This window comes from Paenibacillus sp. JT22N7, assembly GCF_059383875.1.
On record NZ_JBXENY010000001.1, the window covers coordinates 31,684 to 55,996 of the forward strand.

A 24,313-nucleotide genomic window follows, 5' to 3' on the forward strand; every position below is an offset into this window, starting at 1 on the left:
CTGATCAGCAGACAGGAGGGAAGCATAGTGGTAGCGGGTTCAATTAAATCGATCAATATTGGGATGCCTCAGCAGGTACCCTATTTGAAGAAAGAGGTTTTAACGGGCATTCATAAGCATCCTGTCCAGGATGCTGTTAAGCTTACTGCCGTCTGCTTCGAGGGAGACGGCCAAGCGGATTTGGTCCATCATGGCGGGGAGGATAAGGCGGTGTGCGTGTATCCTTTTGAGCATTATGCCTATTGGGAGACGCAGGGCTTGCCGATGAACTTCGGCGCCTTTGGCGAAAATCTCACGACGCAGGGCATCGTTGAGGAGGATATCCATATTGGCGATACGTTCCAGCTTGGGACGGCGATTGTGCAGGTAAGCCAGCCTCGTCAGCCCTGCTTCAAGCTGTCCGTCAAATACGGCTTGCCCGAGCTTCCGCTGCAGGTGCAGCAGACCGGCTATACCGGGTATTATTTTCGAGTGCTCAAGGAAGGTGTCGTTTCGCCTTCGGACTCTTTAATATGCATAAGCAAGCATCCTGCAGCGTTGTCGATTTCTTACGCGAATCAAATTATGCATGTGGAGAAAACGAATCAGGAGGGCATGGAGCGGCTGCTTGCCGCGCCAGAGCTGTCCAGCAGCTGGAGGGCGACTTTCACAAAACGTCTGGCCGGGCTGGAGACGGATACAACGGAGCGGCTATCGGGCCAAGCGGCGAATAAGCAAGCCGATTAAGTTGAACGATTGACTAGGGTATGCATGCTATATAGCAAAGCAATCAAAAACGAGGAGGTAGACCTGCATGACCCATTTATTGTGGCAGGAAGATAAAGTGACGACCGCGGAAGAGCTGAGAAGCATGATGACCGAGCCTTCCGAAGCTGTCGTGAAAAAAACGATTTCCATTATCGATTCGCATGCCGCCAATTACTTGTCGATGTCGCCGCTCTTTTTTCTAGCGACCTCGAATGCGGCTGGTATAGGCGATGTTTCCCCGCGCGGGGATGAGGCCGGCTTTGTTAAGGTGCTTAATGAGAAGCAAATCGCATTCCCGGATCGTCCGGGCAATAGAAGAATGGACTCCTTGCTGAATGTGATTGAAAATCCGCAAATCGGCATGATTTTTATTATTCCGGGGCTTGATGAAGTGATGCGGGTGAATGGACGTGCGAGCATTACGCGTAATGTTGCATTTATCAGCAGCATGGATTGGAATGGCAAGACGAGCGGCCTTGCCGTTGTCGTTGAAGTCGAGGAATGTTTCATCCACTGCCCGCGGGCGTTCAAGCAGGCCGGATTATGGGGGCATGAGCAGTGGCCTTCCAAGGAGCAGCTGCCATCCGTTCAAGATTTGTTTAAAGCCCATCTTGAAATTAATGGCTTCCCGTTAAAAAAATAATTTTAGACAACAAAGGCAGGTACAGTCATGCAATTATCTGAAATGCAAAAGCATGTGAAGGAATTCAGCATTACTCATGGGTTTGACGAATCAACGATTGAGCAAAGGGCGCTTTATTTAGTTACGGAGGTAGGGGAGACGGTTAAAGAGCTGCTGCATCTTTCCTACCACCCCGACCATGAGAAGAAGGAAGAAATCAAAGACCGTTTGGGCCTGGAAATGTACGATATCGTGTGGAATATTTGTGACCTTGCAAACAAGCTGGATATAGACTTGGAGCAGGCTTTTTCGAAAAAGATCGAAATCAACAAAACTCGCACCTGGTAATGGTGATTCGCTATTTCTAAGAATTCGGATACGTCTCTTTAAGAAACTGGATGGACTGGTGGATCAACGCCTTTAAGACGTCCGTATCTATGTCGGCCACTTTATTGATGTAGACGCATGCCTTGCCCGCTGTATGTTTTCCGAGCTGTAGCAGCAGTACCTCTCGATGCGTGTCGCCTGTGGCAAAATACAGGCTGATCTTGGCTTTTCTTGGGGAAAAGCCAACTAGAGGTGCATCCCCGGCATGCCCTGATTCATATTGGTAGTGATACGACCCGAAGCCGATAATGCTGGGCCCCCACATTTTTGCGGGAAGCCCTGTAGTTTCGGTGAAAAGGTCGAGCAGCTTATATGCGTCTTCCCGTTTTTTAATATTTTCGACTTCTTCAATAAATGCGATGACGCTGTTGTCGGTTTCCTTCGTTTTCAGCTCGTACATGTTAAATGCCTCCGATCGCTCAGCTAGTGGTTGTAAATTCGTCTATAGGACTCGCGGAATGGGGTTCCGTCCCCTTCAATCACGCTAATCAAGTAGTCGCCAAATTCCTCCTCATACTGAAAATGCAAATTAGCTCCCGTATTTAAAAAGGCAATAATCATATCGTGGTCCTTGCAAATTTCGATGATCTGCAGGTCATTTTGCTGGGCATAAAGCTTAAAGCTTTCCCAAAAATGAATCTCATATTCCTTTATTATTTCCTCTTTGCTGCTGCATGAGCTGCGGTTTATAAATTTAAGATTTTCCCCGATCAATGCCAAATGGTCATCATAAAAAATTTCCAAAAGCCAGTACTTAAACTCAAAGCCTAAAATGGTGCCGGTTATGGCGCTGTGGCATTCCTTGCTGCTGCATTTCATCAATAAATCATGGAAGCCGCTATTTTTATGGGCGGGAAGGTTGAACAAACCTTTGTGCTTCAAATAAGCATTGATCGAAAAATCGATACTCTCCATCTCCATATAAGAGGAGGGCGAGAGCGTAGAATTAATCATTCGTTTGTTCCCAAATCTGCTTGTTATTTCGCTTATGAGGAAATCATCATGGGCTTTGGAATAATGAAAAATGAGGCGCAAGCCGCTGTCGAGTATGGCTTTTCTGCTGTTTTTGGTTTGTGTGCATGTGCGGATAGCTAAACGATGCTGGGCCGCATAACGCTCAAAATCATGCCAAAAATAAATGTCGCCTAGTTTTGCTATTTTATGAGAGTTCTTGATTCGGGCCAGCCTCTTAAAGTCGATAAGCGAGCCATAATATTGGTCATGAACATAGATTAGGGACAAGTCGAAGTGGCGAAATTCAAAATTTAATACCGTACATTGCTCGCTTCTTGCGCTTGCTTGGCAGGCAATTAGCAGCTCATGAAAGGTTAAATGTCCATTTTCGGGTATTTCGATAAATCCGCCATGTTTTATAAAGGCATGCAGTTCAGCGTACATATGTTTATTTTCTCCTAAGTGAATAGGTAACACCTCTCTTATATGTAAAGCGAGTCTCCCTATAAATTATACATGATCAAGGAATGTGAACGCATGCTCCGATATGCCCTATACAAATAAATCAGGGACGCGATTTGCTCGCATCCCTGTTGTCTATTCCTTTATGTCCTTGCCCCTGAAAAAATCCTTACGCAGGCACAACGCTGCGAATGACGGTCAGGCTGCCGTCCAGCTCATAGCCGCCAAGGCTTGCTGGAAGCAAGTAAGCTTGGCCTGCAGCGAGTGCGAGCTCGCCATCTGCCCATTTCAGCTTGCCGCTGCCTTCGGCAACGATCAGGATGACGAAGCTTGTAGCAGGCGTTTCATAAGCTGCTGCGGAGCGGATGATTCCTTTTTCCACAATAAAATAAGGAGATGAGGCAATGGTCAGCCACTGGCCATCAGCAACGCCTTCGGTAGTCATGCGGCTTGCTCCAGCGCCGTCATAAGCAATGACGTTCAGCGAGTCCTCGATATGCAGATCGCGCAGCTCGCCATCAAGACCAAGACGGTCATAATCATACAGGCGGTAAGTCGTATCGGAGTTTTGCTGAATTTCGGCAACGACTACGCCAGCGCACAGCGCATGGACGGTTCCTGCCGGTATGTAAAAGGCGTCGCCTGCTTGAACGGGAACCTCTTGCAGCGTATCCATAATGCGTCCTTCAGCAATTGCAGCTTCCATAGCGCCGCGGTCTACGCCGTCCTTCAAGCCGTAAATAATCGTTGCGCCTGGCTTGGCATCAAGGATGTACCACATTTCGGTTTTGCCAAGCTCGCCTTCAGGCAATCCTTCGTACGTGTCGGTCGGGTGAACCTGAATCGACAGGTCATCATTGCAATCGAGCAGCTTGATGAGAAGCGGGAAGCGGCCATTTTTTTCGGAGAAGCCTTTCGTGCCGAACCACTCGCGGCCATAAGCTTCGCGAATTTCGTCGAGGCCTTTGCCAGCAAGCTCGCCATTAATAACCTTCGTCGTGCCATTCGGATGGTCGCCGATCATCCAGCCTTCGCCAATCGAGCCTTCCGGCAGCGTAAGCCCAAACTGCTCAAGCGCACGGCCTCCCCAAATACGTTCCTTCATCTCTGGTTGAAATTGCAGTGGATATGGTTTAGTCATTACAGTATCTCTCCCTAAGTTAAGTAGTTTAAGCTTTTCATTTGGCTTTTTTCTCTACGCCAAGCAAATACGGTGCAGCTTTCTTATGCAGCTGACGGTACAGCATAGTGGAGGCAGCCTCATCAGGCAGTGCTTCAACCCATTGCTGCACGGCAGCCGCTTCCTCTGCGCCGCCCGGATGACCGGGATAGACGACGCATGTAATGATGCCGCCCGGACGAAGCAGGGCAAGCGCTGCTTCCAGCGCGGCAATTGTAGTCGATGGCTGCGTAATAAGCGACTCATCGCCACCAGGCAAAAAGCCGAGATTAAACATCACTCCGGCAATATTGCCATGCAGTGCGGTTGGCAGGCCATCCGCCATATGCTCGTGGCTTTGGAGCAAAAGCTGCGTCTCCGCGAGCTTTTCCTTGCCGCTTGCACGTATTGCATCCAGCCGCTCCCGCGTCCGGTCGAGCGCCGCCTGCTGGATGTCGAAGGCGAATACGCTGCCGCGTTCGCCGACGAGACGGGCGAGGGCTAGCGTGTCAACGCCGCCGCCTGACGTGGCATCGATGACGGCATCACCGGGCTGTGCCCGTTCGGCCATCCAGCGATGCGCCATGCTGAGAACCGATAAAAATCCCATGCTAGCTGTTCACCCACAGCTTTCCTTGCCAAGTGCCACGCTTACGCAGCTCATCATCAATTGCATTGAGCACTTCCCATTTCTTGAGGCTCCACATTGGGCCGATGAGCAGGTCGCGCGGCGCATCTCCAGTGAGGCGATGGACGATCATCTCTGGCGGCAAAAACTCCAGCGTGTCGCCAATGAGCTTGACGTATTCGTCCTTCTCCAGAAAGCGCAGCAGTCCAGCCTCATATTGGCGAACCATTGGCGTCTTGCGCATGAGATGGAGCAGATGGATTTTGATGCCCTGTACATCCATGGCGGCAACGGCGCGTCCGGTGTCCAGCATCATTTCATGCGTTTCCTGCGGCAGTCCATAAATAATATGGGCGCAGACGCGGATGCCGCGCGCACGCAAGCGTTTTACCGCGTCAACATAGCAGGCGGTATCATGCGCCCGGTTAATCAGCTCTGAGGTCGATTCATGCACCGTCTGAAGTCCCATTTCGATCCAGAGGTAGGTGCGCTCATTGAGCTCCGCCAAATAATCGACGACATCGTCCGGCAGACAGTCGGGGCGGGTTGCAATCGACAGGCCGACAACGCCAGGCTGCTGTAAAATCACTTCGTAATATTCGCGAAGCTCCTCTACGGGTGCGTAAGTGTTCGTATAGGCCTGAAAGTAGCCGATATACTGGGCATCGGGCCATTTTTGATGCTGGCGGTCGCGAATGTTGTTGAACTGGGTAATGAGATCATCCCGCCGGCTCCCGGCAAAGTCGCCTGATCCGCGCGCGCTGCAGAAGGTGCAGCCGCCCTTGGCAATGGATCCATCGCGGTTCGGACAAGTAAATCCGGCATCTAGCATGACCTTGAACACTTTGCCCCCGAATTGCTCGCGCATCTCGTAGTTCCATGTATGAAATCTTTTATCGCCCCATAGCTGGGGTTCATTGGCTGATTCTAATGCTGTTGCTTTTAATGAATTCATTCCGTTCTCCTTCTCTTATAAAAAGGGTGGTGAAAAAATCGGAGCGGAGTGAAAGGTTTGAATCGGAGAAGCATATACTTAAGCTTTCCGCAGGAAAGCTGCTTCATAAGCCAAACCTTTCACGCAGTGCAGATTCTTTTTGACCGCCATTTATTCGCTCCCTCTATTTTAACGAAAAAACAGGCGGAAAGCCACGCCCGATTATAGGCTGAATGTAAACGTTTCCACTATGCGGAAAACTGGAAATTATTTTTGAGAAAACAGAAAATAGGCTTGCTATACCTTACATGATCTGTTATATTAAAAGTGTGAAATGGCAACAAAAAAACCTAACATAGCTAATTCGTAGCGATTGTCATACAATGTCGTTTGTCTGGAAATAATGAGTTATATTAAACGATGAGGTGATGTCTAATGAGCCAGCAAACTAGAATTCCACATGGCGATGAGAAAGTAACGGTAGAATTGACAGTTAAAGAGCTGATGGCGCTGAGCGGTGTCAGATTCCACAATAATCATCATGTTGAAGTATCTGCGCGCAAGAAGTTGAATGAAGCGCTGGAAGAAACTTATGAAATCGATAAATCCAGTGCTCCGATTGATTATCGCTTGCTGATCTGAGCTGCTCTATAATTAGTAGAAGAACCGCGGGGGCGGCCACCCTGCGGTTCTTTTTTTTGGCTATCGGCTTTACAAGAAGGGCGATCTTAGGCACAATAAGGACTAGCTTATATGCGGGAGTTGCCCACAATTCGGGCGCGCCCGCAATTAAATGGAGGATTCAAATACAATGCGATTAAGAGGAAGAAAAGGAATTCGTGAAAGCCTGGAGGCACAGCCTGAGCTTGTTGTTTTGGATGCTGCCCCGCTTAAAGGGAAATGGCGCGATTTTTTCGGCAATGATAACCCGATTTATGTGGAGCTTGGCATGGGCAAGGGCCGTTTCATCAGCCATATGAGCGCGCGCAATCCGCATATTAATTTTATTGGCGTAGATATGTATGATGAGCTGATTCGCCGTGCAGGCGAGAAGGCACATGCGATTTGGGCAGAGCAGGGAGTTAGCCATCCGCCTAATTTGGCGCTGCTGCGCGCGAATATCGAGCAGATCGAGACGATGTTTGAGCCGGGCGAGCTTGAGCGCATTCATCTGAATTTCAGCGATCCTTGGCCAAAAGCGAAGCATGCCCGCCGCAGGCTGACGCATCCGCGTTTTCTGGCGAAGTATGGTCAATTGCTGAACGAGCGCGGAGAAATTCATTTTAAGACCGATTCGATGTCGCTGTTTGAGTTCTCATTGAACAGCTTTACGGAGATGGAGCTTCAGCTTCGGAACATTTCCTTGCATTTGCATAAGGATGAGCCGCGCGAGGAGCTTGTATTTACTGAATATGAGATGAAATTTATGGACAAGGGCCAGCCGATCTACCGTCTGGAAGCTGTAATCGGCTCAGCGGCGCTGGCGAAATTCCGCGAAAACAAGCTGGCGAATGCCCAGCGTGAAGCGGAGCAAAGCGATCAGGACGAAGAAACAGAAGACTAGCCTTTCAAACCATTAATCAACGATCCCCGCAGTAAAAAAACGGGCAAAAGCCAAATACAGCTAGGTTACATGGTAGTAACCCAGCTGTATTGTACGGCGAATGCCGTGACCGTGCCTATAAATGCGCCGACAATAACGTCGGAAGGATAATGCAGCCCCAAGTACATCCTCGACCAGCCTACCGAAACGCCTATAACCGCAGCAATTGGGACGGTAATAACCAGCAGGACGCCGCTCGTAAGCACAATTGGGATGAGCCAGGCGAATATCGCTGTCGTATGTCCAGATGGGAATGACGAATCGACAAGCGGCTTGCGACTGGTGGTCAACCCCTCCAGCGCTTGATACGGGCGCAGCCTTTTGAACCAGCGTTTGACCACAAAAACGGGGAAATGGCTAATGACGACGGTTATGAAGCATTGCCAGCCTGTTGCGTTCCATGGTGATGGAGCGATCAAAGCAAATAGCAGAGAACTGGTCAGGGTAAACGTCGCACCACCCATATGTGTAATGACGCTGAGCCATTTTCCAAGCCAGCGGTGCAGGCGCTTATGTCCACGCCGGCTATTCGCCCAGACAATGAGCTGCTGCTCGCGCACTCTCAGCCATCCTAACAATTGTTTCATTCAAATCCTCCTGTATAAGTGTGGCGGTTTTCCACTCTAAAGATAGTACCATGTTTTGAGCCCCTGTACGCATACAATTTGTAAAAATCCAGATTAATGTTCCGTTCATACTGTGTTGATTACCCGATAACATACCTTCCTTACAATAATAGCCGATAGCATTCAAGAGTAAAGGCGAAGGAGGCGTATGAATGAGACTCGCGCTTTTTACCGATACCTATGAGCCTGAACGAAATGGCGTTGCCCGTTCGCTTGGCCGCTGGAAAGCCTATTTGCAGCGCAGGGGGGTGGAGTGTCTGGTGCTGGCGCCGGAGCGCTCGATATTTGACTCCAAGGCTGCTATGCAGGCAAGCTCTGTAGAACGTTTTGCCAGCCTGCCGTTTTTTCTATACCCCGAGTGCCGTCTGGCGCTGCCGAATCCGCTGCATCTCCGCCATGCCCTGCATGAATTTAATCCCACCCTCATCCATGTAGCTACCCCATTCAACCTTGGCTTATGTGGCATTCATTATGCCCGCAAGCATCAAATTCCACTGATCGCATCGTATCACACCAATTTTGATCAATATTTGCCGTTTTATAATTTGCAATGGATGGTAAAGATGTTAAGTAGGTATATGGAATGGTTTCATCATGACTGTAAAAAGATTTTTGTGCCTTCCACATCTACACTGCAGGACTTGACTAGGAAAGGATGGGGTGCGGAGCGGCTTTCGGTGTGGAGCCGGGGTATAGACACAAGCTTGTTTCATCCCGGGGTTAACCGGGAGCAATTGCTGGCGCAGCATGGCATAAAACATGAATGTTTTGTCGTTTTTTATGCAGGAAGGCTTGCTCCAGAGAAAGATGTCGAAACAGCAATTGAGGCTTTCTCCTTATTCCAAAAACAAACAAATGCACAGGTTAAGCTGGTGCTGGCTGGTGACGGTCCTTCGTCAGAGGCGCTGCAGCAGCAATGCGCAAGAAGCGGCGTAGCTGCAACCTTCCTTGGCTTTCAAACGTCAGAGGAGCTGCAGAGGTGGTACGCTGCTGCTGATCTTTTCCTCTTTCCGTCGGCGACGGAAACGTTCGGCAATGTTGTGCTTGAGGCGATGGCATGCGGCACACCTGTCCTTTGTGCGAACAAGGGCGGCGTGCTTGATTCCGTCTCCCACGGACTAAACGGAGTGTTATGCGAGGCGGGAAGTCCGGCAAGCTTTGCTGCTGCACTTGCGCTTCTGCACGAGGATGAGGAACGTAGAAGAAGTTTGGGCATTAGCGCAAGATTGTTCAGTCTTCGCAAGTCTTGGGATGCAATTTTTGATGGGCTTCTCGCGGAATGCGAGCGGCAATCCGCACAGGGGCGTTCACCAGTCAGTCACATTATGAGATAAATTTAACGGAAACATTTTCGCGTTTTTTATCGTAAGTAAGGACAGAAGTGCTAAAAATTCAGCAAATGGATGAAAATAAGGGTGACGCGCCGCAAAAGGAGGTAATGCAGTCATTGGTTAACCATGGTAGCGCTTTTCCGGCTGGAAAACGCTCAATTGAGCTTTTGACAAAAGGAAGCAATGTGTGGAGAATCAAGTAAGGTCAGGGACGCTTTCAGAAAAGCGCCCGTAAACAAGAGAGATATAAAATAACCGCCTGAACGATGAACGCATGCTTGGTCGGCTGCGCCAATCAATTTGGCAAATCAAAAAAAGGGGTCTCAAGGGGGCAGTACCTAAATGTTCAATTCGATTATGTTTGTTGTGCAAATTTTATTTGCAGTGCTTGGCCTGTATCAATTGTTTCTGACGTTTTTTGGATGGCATCGCAAAAAAGAGGATTTGTCGCATAAGCCGCAAAAGTCTTTCGCTTTGCTAATCGCCGCTCATAACGAAGAGCAAGTAGTTGGAGCTTTAATCGAGAATTTGCAAAAAATGAAATACCCGCGCGAGCTGTACGATATTTTCGTCATCTGCGACAACTGCACCGACGGAACAGTCGATGTTGTAAAAAGCTATGACGGCGTATATGCCTGCGTAAGAGAAAATCCGAACCAACGCGGTAAAGGCTTCGCGGTGGAATGGATGCTTAAAGAGCTGTGGCAAATGCCGCGCAGCTATGATGGCGTTGCGATTTTCGATGCTGACAATCTCGTGGCAACGGACTTCCTGCAATATATGAACAATGATCTGTGCAATGGCTTCCAGGTTGTACAAGGTTATCTGGATACGAAAAACCCGAATGACTCTTGGGTCAGCTCGGCGAATGCAATCAACTATTGGTTCTGTAACCGTCTATGGCAGCTGCCACGTACGAACCTGGGGCTTGCGAACTTCCTCGGTGGTACGGGCATGGTGTTCGATTCCAAGCTGCTGCAGGAAATGGGCTGGGGAGCTACGAGCCTTGTCGAGGATTTGGAATTTACCGTTCGCTGCATTAAGCGGGGCATTTACCCGAAATTCAACTTTGAAGCTAAAGTATTCGACGAAAAGCCGATTACGTTTCAAGCTTCTGCCCGCCAGCGCCTGCGCTGGATGCAAGGCCATTTTGATGTAACGCGCAAGCATATGCTGCCGCTGTTGTGGCAGGGCATCAAGGATCGCAGCTGGACGAAGATCGACGCTGCGTTGTATGTCTTTAATGCTTACAATTATCTCGCGGGCTTCTGTATAGCCGCTATCGTTTGGGGCGACATCTTCCTGTCGGGAGGAGAACGGGTAACATCCGTGTACAATATGCTGCCGATTTGGGTGTCTATCCCTTATATGCTTTACATTTTCATTCAAATTCCGTTGTCTATGCATTTGGCTAAAGTCAACTGGAAGCTGTACCTGCGCATTCCGACGTTTTTGCTTTTCACCCTGTCATGGTGGCCAATTACGGTTCATGCCTTCTTTACACAAAACAACAAGAAGTGGAGCCATACGCAGCATACTCGCGTCATCCGATTGGAGGAAGTACAGAGCAAGCAGCTTTAAAGATGAATTTGTGAATAAGCTGCCGCGACGCCGACGGATCATTGTTTCAGCTTTAGCTGCTCTTGAACAATGATTTCGTCTGCTGCGCGCGGTTATCCACATTTTGATTTAAAAAGTGTTGACACTGAACTTTCGGTTGTGATATAGTAAGTCGGTAGTGTTTAGGAAACAATTTATGAAATACTGTAACGCACAAGCAGAAGCACCCGCTTCTCACCTTTCGGCTCGCGCTGACCGGTTTGCGATAATCGACTAAGCTTATCTTTTGTGTCTCCTTGTGGGATGTAGGGAATAGCAGCAAACAACGGTTATGGGATGCGGGTTCAATTGAGCCTGTATCCCTTTTATTATGCAAGTATACTCTTTTGGAGGTGGCACGTTATTAGCAGAGAACATCAAATCAATGATGAAATCCGGGCCAGAGAAGTACGTTTAGTTGGTGCGGAAGGCGAGCAAATCGGTATTAAACCCATTCGTGATGCCTTGCAAATGGCCATAGACTTAAACCTGGATCTGGTGAACGTAGCGCCGACGGCTAAACCGCCGGTATGCCGGATTATGGATTACGGAAAATTCCGCTATGAGCAGCAAAAGAAAGAAAAAGAAGCCCGGAAAAACCAAAAGATCGTTGATCTTAAGGAAGTTTGGTTCCGTGCAAACATTGATGAGCACGATTATCAAACGAAATACCGCAATGTTGTAAAGTTTTTGGGTGAAGGCGATAAAGTTAAAGCTTCTGTCCGGTTCCGCGGTCGTGAAATTGCGCACGCGTCGCTTGGTCAAAAGATCTTGGATCGTCTCGCTCAAGAGGTTGCCGAAATATGCAGCGTAGAACGCGCTCCTAAGCTGGAAGGCCGGAGCATGATTATGATTTTGGCACCAAAAAGCAACACTTAATTTAAGGGAGGATAATTGACATGCCTAAAATGAAAACACACAGCAGTCTGAAAGACCGTTTCAAAATTACGGGTACTGGTAAAGTAAAGCGTTATAAAGCTTACAAAAACCACTTGCTTTCCCACAAATCCGGACGCCAGAAGCGCGTTCTTGCTGGTCAACCACTGATGGCTGCTGGCGACGTTAAACGCCTGCAACAAGGTCTTAACAATCTTAAATAAGCACATTTTGCAATAAATACTAATTAGAAACTTTCAGGAGGTCAACACTCATGGCAAGAGTTAAAGGCGGATTTGTCCGCACTCGTCGTCGCAAAAGAATTTTGAAACTGGCAAAAGGTTATTTCGGTTCGAAGCATCGCCTGTTTAAAACAGCGAAGGAGCAAGTAGGCAAGTCCTTAATGTATGCTTACCGCGACCGTCGCAACAAAAAACGTGACATCCGCAGACTGTGGATCGTTCGTATCAATGCAGCAGCTCGTATCAACGGACTGTCGTACAGCAAATTCATGTACGGTTTGAAACTTGCTGGCGTTGAAGTAAACCGCAAAATCCTTGCTGACTTGGCTGTTAACGATATTGCTTCGTTCAACTCCCTTGCTGGCGTGGCTAAACAAAAAATCAACGCTTAGTAACTGAAGCGTTATAGATGAGGCTGTCCCTTAGGGGGCAGCCTCATTATGATTTCTATGACTTTTTTCATTTCTGGTTCCGACTGGAGTGGCGTACATTTTAGCGTCCAATTCCGGCAGCAGAGGACAAACAAACAGGCGGCTACCTCTTTCCTGAATAAACTAAAGCACAACGGGAAAGGAGGGATTTTGCATGGGTAACATTACCAAAGAGCAGGCGCGTAAGCTCGCGGGCAAATCCATCTATGCAGTGCGCAAGGACGGCTCTGTCGTCACGGGCAAGCTCGTTCGCATCCAGGGCAACAAGCTGACGCTTGCACCAATTGGCAAGGACAAGGGCAAGTCGGTCAAAACAAAAGCGCTGCTGCCCCTAGTTTTGTTTGATTTGCTGGCAATCGGTACGCTTCCATTCTTCGGAGCTGGCTTCGGCGGCGGCTATGGAGGCGGCTATGGAGGCGGCTATGGAGGCGGCTACGGTGGAGGATATGGCGGTGGTTACGGAGGCGGATATGGTGGCGGCTACGGCGGAGGCCAATGCTGTCAGAACCAAGGCTACAACTACGGCGGCTACTACTAAGTATTTAGCGGCATAGGGCTGCTGATTTCAGCCTCAACTAAGCCCTTTAATCATTTCGTAGCAGCGAAGCTCGGGATAATATCGAATCGCTTGATATCCGAGCTTCGTATAAAAATGGCGGGCCTTGTCGTTGATTTGATCGACGAACAGGCGGCCCATCGTACAGGAAGCTGCCAAGCCATAGGCTTCGGCTGCTGCCATCAGCTTTGTGCCGCAATGGCGGTTGCGATGCTCGGGGTGTACGGCAAGCATGGAGAACATCAAAATGTCGTGGGCTTTTTCAAAATGAATAAAGCCATAGGGCGTGGCTGTTTTTCCTGCTGCCGCAACATAGGTTACGCCGCGGCGAAGGCGCAGGGGCAGCTCGCGTATAACTGTGGCATCATGTTGATGAGTCGTCCATGAGAGTGGCATAAGCTCTGACTTGATGAGCCTGATGATTTCTTCATCGTCGGTACGGGCGTTGCGCTCTCGTATCATTAGGATCATTCCTGACTGCATGAGTTTGCCGAATGCTGGCTATTCTAATATATGAAGCGGGGCTTTGCCGCGCGCCCTATTTTTGCTAAAATGCTGTTGCGGTTTCTTCTTGACTAACGAATGATGTCAGCTTATAATAAAGAAAGTCTTATTCAAACATATGTCATCAGCAATGATGAGGACGAAGTGTTAAGGGCTCTTTTGTTCAGAGAGCGGATGGATCAGCTGCAACCATCGCCAAAACCCCTTTTCTACGAGCTCACCTCGGAGCTGTTTTCCTGAAAAGCACGTCAAGTGGTTATTAGGGAAAATCGCAGGGCACGCGTTACAGTGCTAAAGGTATGGACGGTCAGTGCGCACACGTTCTTACCTGTGGAGGTTATACATCGCAAGATGTGTAACGAATTTGGGTGGTACCACGGAAGTTAAACCTTTCGTCCCTCGATGCTTCTTCTAGAAGCAGGAGGAGCGAAAGGTTTTTTTGTTGTTTTCGAGAGGAGGATGACCGATGGTCACGCAAAATGCAACACTGAAGTCAAAAGAAGAATTAATGGAGAAGCTGAGGCAGCCAGAAGTAATTACGGGTTCTGAAATTTTACTTCGCAGCTTGGTGCTGGAAGGCGTCGATTGCGTATTCGGGTATCCGGGTGGCGCAGTGTTGTACATTTACGATGCGATGCACGGTTTCTCTGATTTCAACCACGTGCTTACCCGCCATGAGCAAGGCGCAATTCACGCAGCCGATGGTTATGCTCGCGCAAGCGGCAAAGTAGGGGTTTGTATTGCAACCTCCGGCCCTGGTGCGACCAACCTGGTAACGGGTATTGCTACCGCTTTTATGGATTCGGTTCCGTTGGTTGTCATTACCGGTAATGTCATCTCGAGCCTGATTGGAACCGATGCGTTCCAAGAAGCTGATATTACAGGCATTACAATGCCAATTACGAAGCACAGCTATCTGGTACGGGATGTCAATGATTTGGCCCGTACGATTCATGAAGCATTCCATATTGCTAATACAGGACGCAAGGGACCTGTTCTAATTGATATACCGAAAGACATTTCCGCTAACAAAACGCTGTTCAAGCCGGTAACGGAAGTCAGCATTCGCGGATATAACCCAACTGTATCGCCGAACAAGCTGCAGGTGGACAAAATGATTAAAGCGATCACGGAAGCGGAGCGTCCGCTAATTCTTGCAGGCGGCGGCGTTATTTACTCCGGCGCGCATGAAGAGCTGCATGAATTCGTGAAGAAAACCGATATTCCGATTACGACAACGCTGCTCGGTCTTGGGGCATTCCCAAGCGGAGATGACTTGTTCCTCGGCATGCCGGGTATGCACGGCACGTATACAGCGAACAAATCGATTCAGAAGGCAGATTTGCTGATCAATATCGGCGCGCGGTTTGATGACCGAGTAACGGGCAAGCTGTCTGGGTTTGCACCGCATGCGAAGATCATTCATATCGATATCGATCCTGCCGAAATCGGCAAAAACGTGCCAACTGACATTCCGATTGTAGGCGATGTGAAGACGGTGCTGCAAATTGCGAATTTGCAAGCCAAGCGTGCAGATAAAGCAGATGCATGGCGTGCGGAGCTGCTGGCTTCGAAAGCGCAATATCCGTTCAGATACAAGGATTCGGAAGATGAGCTGAAGCCGCAATGGGTCGTGGAAATGCTGCATGAGACGACGAATGGCGATGCCATTGTAACGACAGACGTTGGCCAGCATCAAATGTGGGCAGCGCAGTTTTACAAGTTCAACAAGCCGCGCTCGTGGGTAACCTCTGGCGGACTTGGAACGATGGGCTTTGGTTTCCCATCGGCAATCGGCGCTCAAATGGCGAACCCTGACCGCCTTGTTATTTCAATCAACGGCGATGGCGGCATGCAGATGTGTGCGCAGGAGCTGGCGATTTGTGCAATCAACAACATTCCGGTCAAGGTTGTTATTTTGAACAATCAGGTGCTGGGAATGGTGCGCCAGTGGCAGGAGCTGATTTACGATAATCGCTACAGCCACATTGACCTTTCGGGCAGCCCGGACTTTGTGAAGCTGGCGGAAGCATATGGTGTGAAAGGCTTCCGCGCGACGAACAAGGAAGAAGCAAAAGCAGTATGGGAAGAGGCAATGAATCACCCTGGTCCTGCAGTTGTAGAGTTTGTCGTTCGCAAAGAAGAAAATGTATACCCGATGGTCGCACAAGGTAGCACGATCGACGAAATGATCATGGGGGATGCGGAATGAAGAAACATACAATCGCAGTAATCGTTAACGACCAGCCTGGCGTTTTGCAGCGTGTGTCCGGTTTGTTCGGCCGCCGCGGCTTCAATATTGAGAGCATCACAGTGGGGACGAGCGAAGAGGTTGGCCTGTCCCGCATGGTCATCGTCACAACAGGCGATGAGCAGACGCTTGAGCAGATTACGAAGCAGCTTTATAAGCTTATTGATGTAATCAAAGTCATTCATCTTAGCTCGAACCCTATTGTTGCCCGCGAGCTGGCGCTTATTAAAGTAAGCGCCGAGCCAGCGGTGCGTCCGGAAATTTTCGGCGTAGTCGAAACATTCCGCGCAGCAGTTGTAGACATCGGCACTCATTCCGTTATGGTACAGGTTGTTGGCGATACCGAGAAAATCGACGCAATGGTTGAATTGCTGACGCCCTATGGTATTCGCGAGCTGTCCCGTACCGGTGTAACGGCGCTGAACCGCGGCAACAGCCGCTAACGTTCGATCGCAAGCTTTTTTTCGAATTCTAAGAAAGTATAAGTTTCATCCTTATATCCGCTTAGAATTCTAGGGCAAAGCTCTTCGCACGTTCCAGAAGGACGACGAAGTCGTTTTTGCTTGAAATATAGGAAAGTATATGATTTCGTCATACTTTCTCTATATTTCTCGGACTGAAACGCGCCGCGCCGCCAAAGGACGGCGACAGCCGTCTCACCTTGAAAATATGGATTTACCCCGCTTTGAGCGGGAGTTTAAGCGGAGAACCGCGGCTATTCGCGTCATTCTCTACTTAAACACCCGTTCAAAAGGGTCAAAATAAAGGAGGCAATTATTCACATGGCAGTTACATTGTATTATGAAAAAGACGCTGATCAAAGCGTACTTCAAGGTAAAACGATCGCAGTAATCGGTTACGGAAGCCAAGGTCACGCACAAGCGCAAAACCTTCGCGACAGCGGACTTAAAGTTATCATCGGTCTTCGCCCTGGTAAATCCGCTGACACAGCTAAAAAAGACGGTTTCGAAGTATTGACCGTTGCTGAAGCAACTAAAGTAGCAGACGTTGTTCAAATCCTGCTGCCTGACGAAACACAAGCACAAGTATACAACGAGGAAATCGCACCGAACCTGAAAAAAGGCGCGGCTCTGATGTTCTCCCACGGCTTCAACATTCACTTTGGCCAAATCAAGCCAAGCAAAGATACAGACGTATTCCTGGTTGCTCCTAAATCGCCAGGCCACATGGTTCGCCGTACGTATGAAGAAGGCTTTGGCGTACCGGGCTTGATCGCAATCGAGCAAGATGCTTCCGGCAACGCAAAAGCAATCGGTCTTGCTTATGCTAAAGGTATCGGCTGTACTCGTGCAGGCGTTATCGAAACAACTTTCAAAGAAGAAACAGAAACCGATCTTTTCGGTGAGCAAGCAGTTCTTTGCGGCGGCGCATCCGCGCTTGTACAAGCTGGTTTTGAAACGCTTGTTGAAGCTGGCTATGCTCCAGAAATGGCTTACTTCGAGTGCTTGCACGAGCTGAAGCTGATCGTTGACATGATGTACGAAGGCGGCATCTCCTCGATGCGCGATTCCATCTCCAACACAGCTGAATACGGCGACTATGTAACGGGTCCTCGCATTGTAACAGCTGAAACGAAAAAAGAAATGAAGCGCGTATTGGAAGATATCCAATCCGGCCGTTTCGCTCGCGATTTCATCCTGGAAAACAAATCAGGACAAGCGATGATGAACGCTACTCGCCGCAACGAGGCAGCTCATCCAATCGAGCAAACAGGCAAACAGCTTCGTGAGCTTATGCACTGGATCAAGAAGTAATATTTTTTAACTAGGGCGTATCTTCAAATAGGTGTTTAACCTTGCGGAGATGCGCCCCCATAGCATGAAGCGATGAAGAAATAATCCCGGTTCACCGGCGGATGAGCTGCGCGCAGGCGCAGTCTTAGAGCTGTCCGTGCGTACCGGGATCATTCTGTTCCCGGAGGTGCAAGGAAATGCGTAAAATTTATATTTTTGACACAACATTGCGTGATGGGGAGCAGTCTCCAGGCGTCAACCTGAACACGAAGGAAAAGGTGGAAATCGCCCTCCAACTGGAAAAGCTGGGTGTGGATCGGATTGAAGCTGGTTTTCCTGCGGCATCTCCCGGCGATTTGGCAGCGGTTAATGCGGTAGCGACAGCTATCAAAAATGCAACGATTATCGGCCTGTCGCGCTCGCGCGAGCAGGATATTGACGCGGTGCGTGAAGCGCTTAAAGGCGCGCAGGACCCGTGCATCCATCTATTCCTGGCGACAAGCCCAATTCACCGCAAGCACAAGCTGCGGATGGAGAAGGAGCAAGTGCTGGAAACAGCAGAGCGCGCTATTCGTTATGCGAAGAAATATTTTGATAAAGTCGAATTCTCGCCTGAAGATGCTGGGCGCACAGAGCTTGATTTCCTTTGCGAAGTAACGGATATGGCGATTCGCGCGGGAGCGACAGTCGTTAATATTCCGGATACCGTCGGTTATTTGAATCCGCAGGAATTCGGCAACATCTTCAAAACGCTGAAGCAAAACGTTCCGAACATCGAAACGATCCAGCTCAGCGCGCATTGCCATGATGATCTGGGCATGGCAACAGCCAATGCACTGTCTGCTATACTTAACGGCGCAGATCAAGTAGAGGGTACGATTAACGGTATCGGCGAACGCGCCGGAAACACGGCAATCGAGGAAATTGCCCTTGCGCTTGCGACGCGTGCCGATTATTTCGGCGCAACGACGACGCTGAACCTGAAAGAAATTGCCAAGACGAGCCGCCTGGTCAGCAAGCTGACAGGCATGGTGGTGCCAGGCAATAAAGCGATTGTGGGCGCCAACGCCTTCGCGCATGAGTCCGGCATTCATCAGGACGGCATGCTCAAGGAAAAAACGACGTATGAAATCATTTCGCCCGATACCATCGGTTTGAAAGAGTCTTCGCTCGTACTTGGCAAGCACTCCGGTCGTCACGCATTCCGCGAGAAGCTGATCGACATGGGCTATGAGCTGGATGAAGAAGCGGTTAACGTGGCCTTCGCCAAGTTCAAAAACTTGGCTGACCGCAAAAAGAATGTCACCGACGAAGATATTCGTGCCTTTCTGGAAGAAAAGCTCGTGGACACGCCGGAAGTATTTACGCTTGAGACAATTCAAGTGAGCTACGGCAACCAATCGACGCCTAGCGCTTCGGTTATTATCCGCCAAGCGGATGGAAGCGTTAGCGAAGGAACAGCGGAAGGCAATGGCTCGGTTGACGCGATTTACAATGCGATCGATAAAGTGACTTCTGAAGCTGTAGAGCTTGAGGATTATTCGATTAAATCGGTATCCCAAGGCAAGGATGCGCTTGGCGAGGTGCATGTTGTACTGAACCAAAATGAAGTATCTGCGCAGGGCCGCGGCCTTAGCACCGATATTTTGGAAGCGAGCGCACGCGCCTACATCGATGCGCTCAACCGCCTAATTGAGAAACGCAAATCGCCAGGACGTCGCGATAAAATGAGCTTGATTTAGTTAGCTTAGGGGGAGCGGAAGCTCCTCCTTTATTACGTTCTGCCGAGCCATATGCGTATTCAATAGCCTTTATAAGCATTGCCTATAAAGACCATAGATTTTATATCTTTGTTTTCAGCTCTGAAATATGGTACAAATGATAACAGAATGAGAATAGCTCATCCGAGCTCAAAAATAAGGAGTGTTACACAACAATGTCAGAAGTTAAAAAAATTGCAGTAGTTGCCGGCGACGGTATTGGTCCAGAGGTCGTAGGCGAAGCGCTTAAAGTATTGAAAAAAGTAGAAGAGCTTTACGGCTATCAGTTCGAAACCGAGCACGGCCTGTTCGGCGGTATTGCAATCGATCAAAAAGGAACACCATTGCCGCAAGAGACGCTTGATCTTTGTAAAAATGCTGACGCTGTATTGCTCGGTGCTGTTGGCGGTCCGAAATGGGACAACAACTCGAAGGAGCTTCGCCCTGAGACTGGCCTTCTCGGCATTCGCAAAGCGCTGGGCCTGTTCTCCAACATTCGTCCGGCAACTGTATTTGACTGCTTGAAGGAAGCTTCTACGCTTAAACCAGAAGTGCTGGAAGGCACTGACCTGATCGTTGTGCGCGAGCTGACAGGCGGCATTTACTTCGGCGAGAAATTCCGTCGTGAAGGTGCTGGCGGCGAAGAAGCGGTTGATACTTGCGTATACAATGTACAAGAGATTGAGCGTATCGTTCGCCAAGCGTTTGATATTGCGATGACTCGCAGCAAGCGTCTGGCTTCCGTAGATAAAGCAAACGTGCTGGAAACTTCCCGCCTGTGGCGCGAAGTCGTTAACCGGATTGCTCCTGAATACCCAGAGGTTGAGCTGGAGCATGTGCTTGTCGACAACTGCGCAATGCAATTGCTGCGCCGTCCATCGAGCTTTGACGTTATCGTAACGGAAAATATGTTTGGCGATATTTTGAGCGATGAAGCAGCGATGCTGACAGGTTCCATCGGCATGCTTTCCTCCGCTTCCCTAGGCGAAGGCAGCTTCGGCCTTTACGAGCCGGTACACGGTTCCGCTCCTGACATTGCTGGACAAGGCATCTCGAACCCAATCGCAACGATTTTGTCGGTTGCACTGATGTTCCGTCTGACTTTCGGCTACCACGATGCAGCGCAAGCGATTGAAGATGCTGTTAAAGAAGTGCTGGATGCAGGACACCGTACAGGCGATATCGCGGTAGACAAGAGCAAAGCTATCGGCACATCGGCAATGGGCGATTTGATCATTGCAGCGCTGAAAAAATCTTAATTATAATAATTATAAAAAAATATTGAATACAATCTTGACTTCAATATAATCTAGTGATAATATTTATCAATAGATAGCGATAGTCACCGATGTTCACGCATCGATACATGCTCATCATTAAAACTCAAGGAGGATTTCAAATTATGGCAGAACGTTTGGTAGGTTACCCAGCTCCAGATTTCACAGCAGAAACAGCAATCGGTGATGGTTCCGGTTTCGGCAAAGCATCCCTTGCAGACTACAAAGGCAAATGGTTGGTTTTGTTCTTCTATCCACTTGACTTCACTTTTGTTTGCCCAACTGAAATTACAGCTTTGAGCCTTGCTGCTGATGAGTTCAAGAAGCTTAATACTGAAATTCTTGGTGTGAGCGTAGACAGCCAGCACAGCCACAAAGCATGGATTAATACATCCGTTAACGATAATGGTCTTGGCAAGCTTGAGTTCCCTCTTGCTGCTGATATTACGAAAAAAATTGCTAAAGATTATGGCGTTCTGATTGAAGAAGAAGGTATCGCGCTTCGCGGTCTGTTCATCATCGATCCAGAAGGCGAAGTGAAGTACCAAGTCGTTAACCATAACGATGTTGGCCGCAGCGTAGACGAAACGCTTCGCGTATTGCAAGCTTTGCAATCCGGCGGACTTTGCCCAATGAACTGGAAGCCAGGTCAGCAAACGCTGTCTGTTTAATCCAAATTTGCTTCTCTTTAGCAGAAGCTAAGACAAAGAGCCCGTGCCAAATATTGGCATGGGCTTTTCTATTACGAAAAAAGCAGGAATTGTACGTGTGTAAAGCGAATAAGTTTATGTCAAACGAAACGTGCTTGCTGCGAACTGGCAACAGCTAAGGAGGTCGTCGTCGATGAGTTTTTGTTGTGGAGCTAGTATGATTGGTACCAAAGGGACATTAAAGCATTTTCGGACACATATCCATAACGTGCCTATTTTGTTCTGCCCGGTATGCAACCGTGTGGAGATTCACCACTTGGTAGAAAATGAGTATGAAATATTGGCTGAATACGCACATGGAGACGGCGCCGCTGAGGTTGATTTTCAGGAGTATGTGGAGCAAGAAGGCAAGGACCTTCGGGAAAATTGCGTAAATCATGAAAGTGAAGATCCGATGGATGTCGTACTGAGCCAAATTGACATATCACTTGATTTGCTCAGCTTTGCGAACCAAATTAACGACATCGCATGGCAAGGTGAATTAAAGAAGCGTCTGGTTATTTTAAGCAGCCGGCGCAATAAGCTTAAAGAGCGGCGAACATCAGTCTAAAATGAATCATTTTATGAAATGTGGCCTCCGTTTGGGGGCTTTTTCATTTTTCTCATAAATTTCGGGGCCTACCCCCTCAAGCGACACAGATTGACCGAAACCTATGAATGAGAGGTGGAACGGTTGCTACTTGTATTATTCAAGCGTTTCTTGCGGAAAACCGTGCCCACCGACACCGTAGAAACGAAAGCGAAGGAATCATTATTAAAAAATACGAAATCCATGCAATCCCTGACGCCGGAGCAGACGGTTCTGCAAATTCAGCAAGGAGACGAGCTGCTGCGGGAGAGGTTCATTGCAAGCTATAAGCCATACATTGCAAAAGTGACAAGCCGCTTCTGCAAACGTTATGTCAATGCGAGCAGGGATGATGAATATAGCGTGGCCTTAATCGCCTTTAACGAGGCCATTAGCCAATTTTCGCCGGAATCCGGGAGATCGTTTCTTGGTTTTGCCGAGACGGTCATCAGACGCCGTCTAATTGACTATGTGCGCCGTGAGCAGCGTCATCTATCCTCGGTTCCATATAGCACGTTCGAGCGTTTAGACGATGAGGAGCAGCTTTACAATCCTGTTGAGCTGAAGCAGGCGCTGGCTGCATATGAATTGAACAGTACGGCGGATGAACGCCGGCTGGAGATGGGCGAATTTAATCAGGAACTGCTGAAATTTGGCGTATCGTTCGCTGAACTGGTCGACGCGTCGCCGAAGCATGCGGATTCACGCAAAATGCTGATGCGAACAGCAGCGATATTAGCAGAGGATGCGGCGATGTTTGGCCAATTAAAGCTGACAGGCAAGCTGCCGGTCAAAGCATTGACGGAGGCGAGCGGCTTGTCCCGCAAGACGATTGAACGCAATCGTAAATATATGATTGCTATTGCATGTATTTTACGGGGCACGTACCCGTTTTTGAAAGATTACCTGGACCTGGATGATTGGCAGCGAGAAGCGAGCAAGGAGGCAGAATGATGAACCGTGGCGTCGTAATGCAGATACAAAAAAATAGGGCAATTGTGCTGACGGCGGATGGCAGATTCATCAATTCCGTGCTTCCTCGCAACGTTAAAGTTGGCGATGAAATTGTGATTCAGCATGAGGAGAGGGCGAGGCGCAGGAGGCCAAAAGCGCTGCTGTGGAGAACCGGAGTGGCTGCGGCTATCGTACTGCTTATTTTGCCTGTGCTGCTGTATGTTCAGAGCGGCAAGCATCCAGTAGTCGCTTATTTCAGCATGGACATCAATCCAAGCATTGAAATCGGCATTGACAGCCGCGAGCAGGTGCAGGAGCTGCATGCGTTCAATGAGGCGGGCAAGCAGGTCATCGCTGGAGTGTCCTACAAAAATAAATCGCTTGCGCTGGTCACATCGGCTATTATGCAAAAAATTGCGGGCATGCACTATTTTGACGATAAGATGCAGGATATTGTAGTGACGAGCGTAGTCGTTGGCGGTGATGACCCGCAGATGGACGTATTATTTTCGACTAAGCTTAATAAGGCTTTGACAGATATGGTGGCGGACGGATATATGCAGGCAGCTGTAGAAATTATGACGCTGTCTGCGCCGGTAGAGCTGCGGGATGCAGCGGAAGCGTACGGGCTGTCGTCGGGCAAGATGGCGGTTTATTTGATGGCCAAGGATGAAGGTTATGATCTTGAGCTGGAAAATTTCCAGCAGCATTCCATCAGCAGGATAACCGAGCCGCTTGGCGGAGTGAAAACGATTATGAAGCATGCCGATAAAACGACCAAAGAAAGCCTGAGAAGCTTGCTTGAGGCGGAAGCAAAGCAAGAAGCTGTGCAATCCTCCGCTCCGGTTGTGGACAATGCGCCTGCTAAGCCTGCAGCCTCTCCGACTTCTGCGCCTGTTCTTATAAGCTCAGTGACGGATGGCGCGGCCTCTCCGAAGCCTGATGAGACGGTATCGACGAAGCCTACATCAACTACTGGGGCGACTGTCCAAGAGACGCCAGCCAAACAGGAGGATAACGGAAAAAGCGGGCATCACGACAAGGACAAAGATAAGAATAAGGATAAGGACAAGGACAAAGACAAGAACAAGCATAAAAACGGACAAGAAAATAACGATAAGCAAGAAAATAACCAGGGAAACAAAAACGAAAATAAAGACAAAAACAGTGGTAATAATAAAAAAGATGGCAGAAACAATAACCATAAAGATGGTGAAAACAAGGATTCGGGCAAAAATAAAGATAAAAGTAACGGGGGGAAGGCTGGCGATAAAAATAAATGGAAGACCATTTGGGACGGTCAGCTTCATTTTAACTATCGAACAAACGTGGAAAATACATACGGCTGGCAGCGGTCAGCTTAGGATTCGTCCAATTC

General features: G+C 48.9%; 27 protein-coding genes. 20 read left to right on the forward strand and 7 right to left on the reverse strand.

Translation table 11 applies throughout. The features are described from left to right. The first annotated feature begins 27 nt into the window (after positions 1–27). The 3 genes from AC50Y5_RS00125 to AC50Y5_RS00135 all read left to right on the forward strand — a co-directional run bounded on the left by AC50Y5_RS00125 (position 28) and on the right by AC50Y5_RS00135 (position 1,717). Complete coding sequence (locus AC50Y5_RS00125; protein ID WP_494857635.1) at positions 28–726, forward strand: MOSC domain-containing protein; 699 nt, start codon at positions 28–30, stop codon at positions 724–726. A gap of 67 nt (positions 727–793) precedes the next feature. After that, the gene (locus AC50Y5_RS00130; RefSeq protein ID WP_494857637.1) at positions 794–1,390 is read left to right on the forward strand and encodes an MSMEG_1061 family FMN-dependent PPOX-type flavoprotein; all 597 of its coding nucleotides are present in this window, start codon (positions 794–796) and stop codon (positions 1,388–1,390) included. Between the two features lie 27 nt (positions 1,391–1,417). Further along, a complete protein-coding gene (locus AC50Y5_RS00135; protein WP_494857639.1) occupies positions 1,418–1,717 on the forward strand; it encodes a MazG nucleotide pyrophosphohydrolase domain-containing protein in 300 nt (99 codons plus the stop codon). Positions 1,718–1,733: 16 nt separating this feature from the next. Here AC50Y5_RS00135 and AC50Y5_RS00140 read toward each other — a convergent pair whose 3' ends face one another. From AC50Y5_RS00140 to mnmL, 5 genes are all read right to left on the reverse strand, one after another. Continuing rightward, positions 1,734–2,156 (reverse strand): DUF1801 domain-containing protein, encoded by a 423-nt coding sequence (locus AC50Y5_RS00140; RefSeq protein ID WP_494857641.1) that lies wholly within the window; start codon positions 2,154–2,156, stop codon positions 1,734–1,736. 23 nt (positions 2,157–2,179) lie between these two features. Further along, positions 2,180–3,154: a hypothetical protein gene (locus AC50Y5_RS00145; protein WP_494857643.1), complete on the reverse strand. Its 975-nt coding sequence runs from the start codon at positions 3,152–3,154 to the stop codon at positions 2,180–2,182. Between the two features lie 187 nt (positions 3,155–3,341). Next, positions 3,342–4,313, reverse strand: coding sequence for a type I phosphomannose isomerase catalytic subunit (locus AC50Y5_RS00150; RefSeq protein ID WP_430158667.1), 972 nt, complete (start codon positions 4,311–4,313; stop codon positions 3,342–3,344). Between the two features lie 37 nt (positions 4,314–4,350). Beyond that, positions 4,351–4,941 (reverse strand): tRNA 5-(aminomethyl)-2-thiouridylate-methyltransferase MnmM, encoded by a 591-nt coding sequence (gene mnmM, locus AC50Y5_RS00155; protein ID WP_056043128.1) that lies wholly within the window; start codon positions 4,939–4,941, stop codon positions 4,351–4,353. Between the two features lies 1 nt (position 4,942). Beyond that, on the reverse strand, positions 4,943–5,914 hold the full coding sequence (gene mnmL / locus AC50Y5_RS00160; RefSeq protein ID WP_056043131.1) for a tRNA modification radical SAM protein MnmL/YtqA: 972 nt from the start codon (positions 5,912–5,914) through the stop codon (positions 4,943–4,945). Positions 5,915–6,328: 414 nt separating this feature from the next. On the opposite strand from mnmL, the gene AC50Y5_RS00165 reads away from it, so the two are divergent. Both AC50Y5_RS00165 and trmB read left to right on the forward strand, forming a co-directional pair. Then, a complete protein-coding gene (locus AC50Y5_RS00165; RefSeq protein ID WP_056043134.1) occupies positions 6,329–6,535 on the forward strand; it encodes a hypothetical protein in 207 nt (68 codons plus the stop codon). A 169-nt stretch (positions 6,536–6,704) separates the two neighbouring features. Continuing rightward, positions 6,705–7,457: a tRNA (guanosine(46)-N7)-methyltransferase TrmB gene (gene trmB, locus AC50Y5_RS00170; protein WP_056043137.1), complete on the forward strand. Its 753-nt coding sequence runs from the start codon at positions 6,705–6,707 to the stop codon at positions 7,455–7,457. Between the two features lie 65 nt (positions 7,458–7,522). Here trmB and AC50Y5_RS00175 read toward each other — a convergent pair whose 3' ends face one another. After that, positions 7,523–8,083 (reverse strand): phosphatase PAP2 family protein, encoded by a 561-nt coding sequence (locus AC50Y5_RS00175; protein ID WP_494857646.1) that lies wholly within the window; start codon positions 8,081–8,083, stop codon positions 7,523–7,525. A 191-nt stretch (positions 8,084–8,274) separates the two neighbouring features. Here AC50Y5_RS00175 and AC50Y5_RS00180 point away from each other — a divergent pair, with 191 nt between their 5' ends. The 6 genes from AC50Y5_RS00180 to AC50Y5_RS00205 all read left to right on the forward strand — a co-directional run bounded on the left by AC50Y5_RS00180 (position 8,275) and on the right by AC50Y5_RS00205 (position 13,139). After that, a complete protein-coding gene (locus tag AC50Y5_RS00180; RefSeq protein ID WP_494857648.1) occupies positions 8,275–9,456 on the forward strand; it encodes a glycosyltransferase family 4 protein in 1,182 nt (393 codons plus the stop codon). Between the two features lie 339 nt (positions 9,457–9,795). Further along, on the forward strand, positions 9,796–11,034 hold the full coding sequence (locus tag AC50Y5_RS00185; RefSeq protein ID WP_056043145.1) for a glycosyltransferase family 2 protein: 1,239 nt from the start codon (positions 9,796–9,798) through the stop codon (positions 11,032–11,034). 315 nt (positions 11,035–11,349) lie between these two features. Continuing rightward, positions 11,350–11,931: a translation initiation factor IF-3 gene (gene infC / locus AC50Y5_RS00190; protein WP_081419163.1), complete on the forward strand. Its 582-nt coding sequence runs from the start codon at positions 11,350–11,352 to the stop codon at positions 11,929–11,931. A 20-nt stretch (positions 11,932–11,951) separates the two neighbouring features. After that, positions 11,952–12,152 carry a 50S ribosomal protein L35 gene (gene rpmI / locus AC50Y5_RS00195; RefSeq protein WP_046232963.1) on the forward strand — a complete coding sequence of 67 codons (201 nt, stop codon included), beginning with the start codon at positions 11,952–11,954 and terminating at the stop codon, positions 12,150–12,152. A 50-nt stretch (positions 12,153–12,202) separates the two neighbouring features. Further along, positions 12,203–12,562: a 50S ribosomal protein L20 gene (rplT, locus tag AC50Y5_RS00200; RefSeq protein ID WP_046232964.1), complete on the forward strand. Its 360-nt coding sequence runs from the start codon at positions 12,203–12,205 to the stop codon at positions 12,560–12,562. Positions 12,563–12,755: 193 nt separating this feature from the next. Then, on the forward strand, positions 12,756–13,139 hold the full coding sequence (locus tag AC50Y5_RS00205) for a hypothetical protein (RefSeq protein WP_494857653.1): 384 nt from the start codon (positions 12,756–12,758) through the stop codon (positions 13,137–13,139). Positions 13,140–13,172: 33 nt separating this feature from the next. On the opposite strand, the gene AC50Y5_RS00210 is transcribed toward AC50Y5_RS00205, so the two are convergent. Further along, positions 13,173–13,619, reverse strand: coding sequence for a GNAT family N-acetyltransferase (locus AC50Y5_RS00210; protein ID WP_056043150.1), 447 nt, complete (start codon positions 13,617–13,619; stop codon positions 13,173–13,175). A 508-nt stretch (positions 13,620–14,127) separates the two neighbouring features. Between AC50Y5_RS00210 and ilvB the strand changes: the two genes are divergently transcribed. From ilvB to AC50Y5_RS00255, 9 genes are all read left to right on the forward strand, one after another. Continuing rightward, the gene (ilvB, locus tag AC50Y5_RS00215; RefSeq protein ID WP_056043153.1) at positions 14,128–15,873 is read left to right on the forward strand and encodes a biosynthetic-type acetolactate synthase large subunit; all 1,746 of its coding nucleotides are present in this window, start codon (positions 14,128–14,130) and stop codon (positions 15,871–15,873) included. Continuing rightward, positions 15,870–16,355, forward strand: a complete 486-nt coding sequence (gene ilvN / locus AC50Y5_RS00220) for an acetolactate synthase small subunit (RefSeq protein WP_056043157.1) — start codon at positions 15,870–15,872, stop codon at positions 16,353–16,355. The genes ilvB and ilvN overlap by 4 nt, the downstream gene beginning before the upstream one ends. A 339-nt stretch (positions 16,356–16,694) precedes the next feature. Further along, positions 16,695–17,687 carry a ketol-acid reductoisomerase gene (gene ilvC, locus AC50Y5_RS00225; protein WP_056043160.1) on the forward strand — a complete coding sequence of 331 codons (993 nt, stop codon included), beginning with the start codon at positions 16,695–16,697 and terminating at the stop codon, positions 17,685–17,687. 176 nt (positions 17,688–17,863) lie between these two features. Further along, positions 17,864–19,408 carry a 2-isopropylmalate synthase gene (locus AC50Y5_RS00230; protein WP_056043163.1) on the forward strand — a complete coding sequence of 515 codons (1,545 nt, stop codon included), beginning with the start codon at positions 17,864–17,866 and terminating at the stop codon, positions 19,406–19,408. Between the two features lie 194 nt (positions 19,409–19,602). Then, complete coding sequence (leuB, locus tag AC50Y5_RS00235) at positions 19,603–20,685, forward strand: 3-isopropylmalate dehydrogenase (protein ID WP_494857660.1); 1,083 nt, start codon at positions 19,603–19,605, stop codon at positions 20,683–20,685. 143 nt (positions 20,686–20,828) lie between these two features. Then, positions 20,829–21,374 (forward strand): peroxiredoxin, encoded by a 546-nt coding sequence (locus tag AC50Y5_RS00240; protein ID WP_056043169.1) that lies wholly within the window; start codon positions 20,829–20,831, stop codon positions 21,372–21,374. Between the two features lie 172 nt (positions 21,375–21,546). Further along, positions 21,547–21,963 (forward strand): hypothetical protein, encoded by a 417-nt coding sequence (locus AC50Y5_RS00245; protein WP_056043172.1) that lies wholly within the window; start codon positions 21,547–21,549, stop codon positions 21,961–21,963. Positions 21,964–22,086: 123 nt separating this feature from the next. Then, positions 22,087–22,935, forward strand: coding sequence for an RNA polymerase sigma factor SigI (gene sigI / locus AC50Y5_RS00250; RefSeq protein ID WP_235533342.1), 849 nt, complete (start codon positions 22,087–22,089; stop codon positions 22,933–22,935). Beyond that, positions 22,932–24,299 (forward strand): anti-sigma factor domain-containing protein, encoded by a 1,368-nt coding sequence (locus AC50Y5_RS00255; protein WP_494857663.1) that lies wholly within the window; start codon positions 22,932–22,934, stop codon positions 24,297–24,299. Before sigI ends, AC50Y5_RS00255 begins: the two co-directional genes overlap by 4 nt. Positions 24,300–24,313 lie beyond the last annotated feature (14 nt).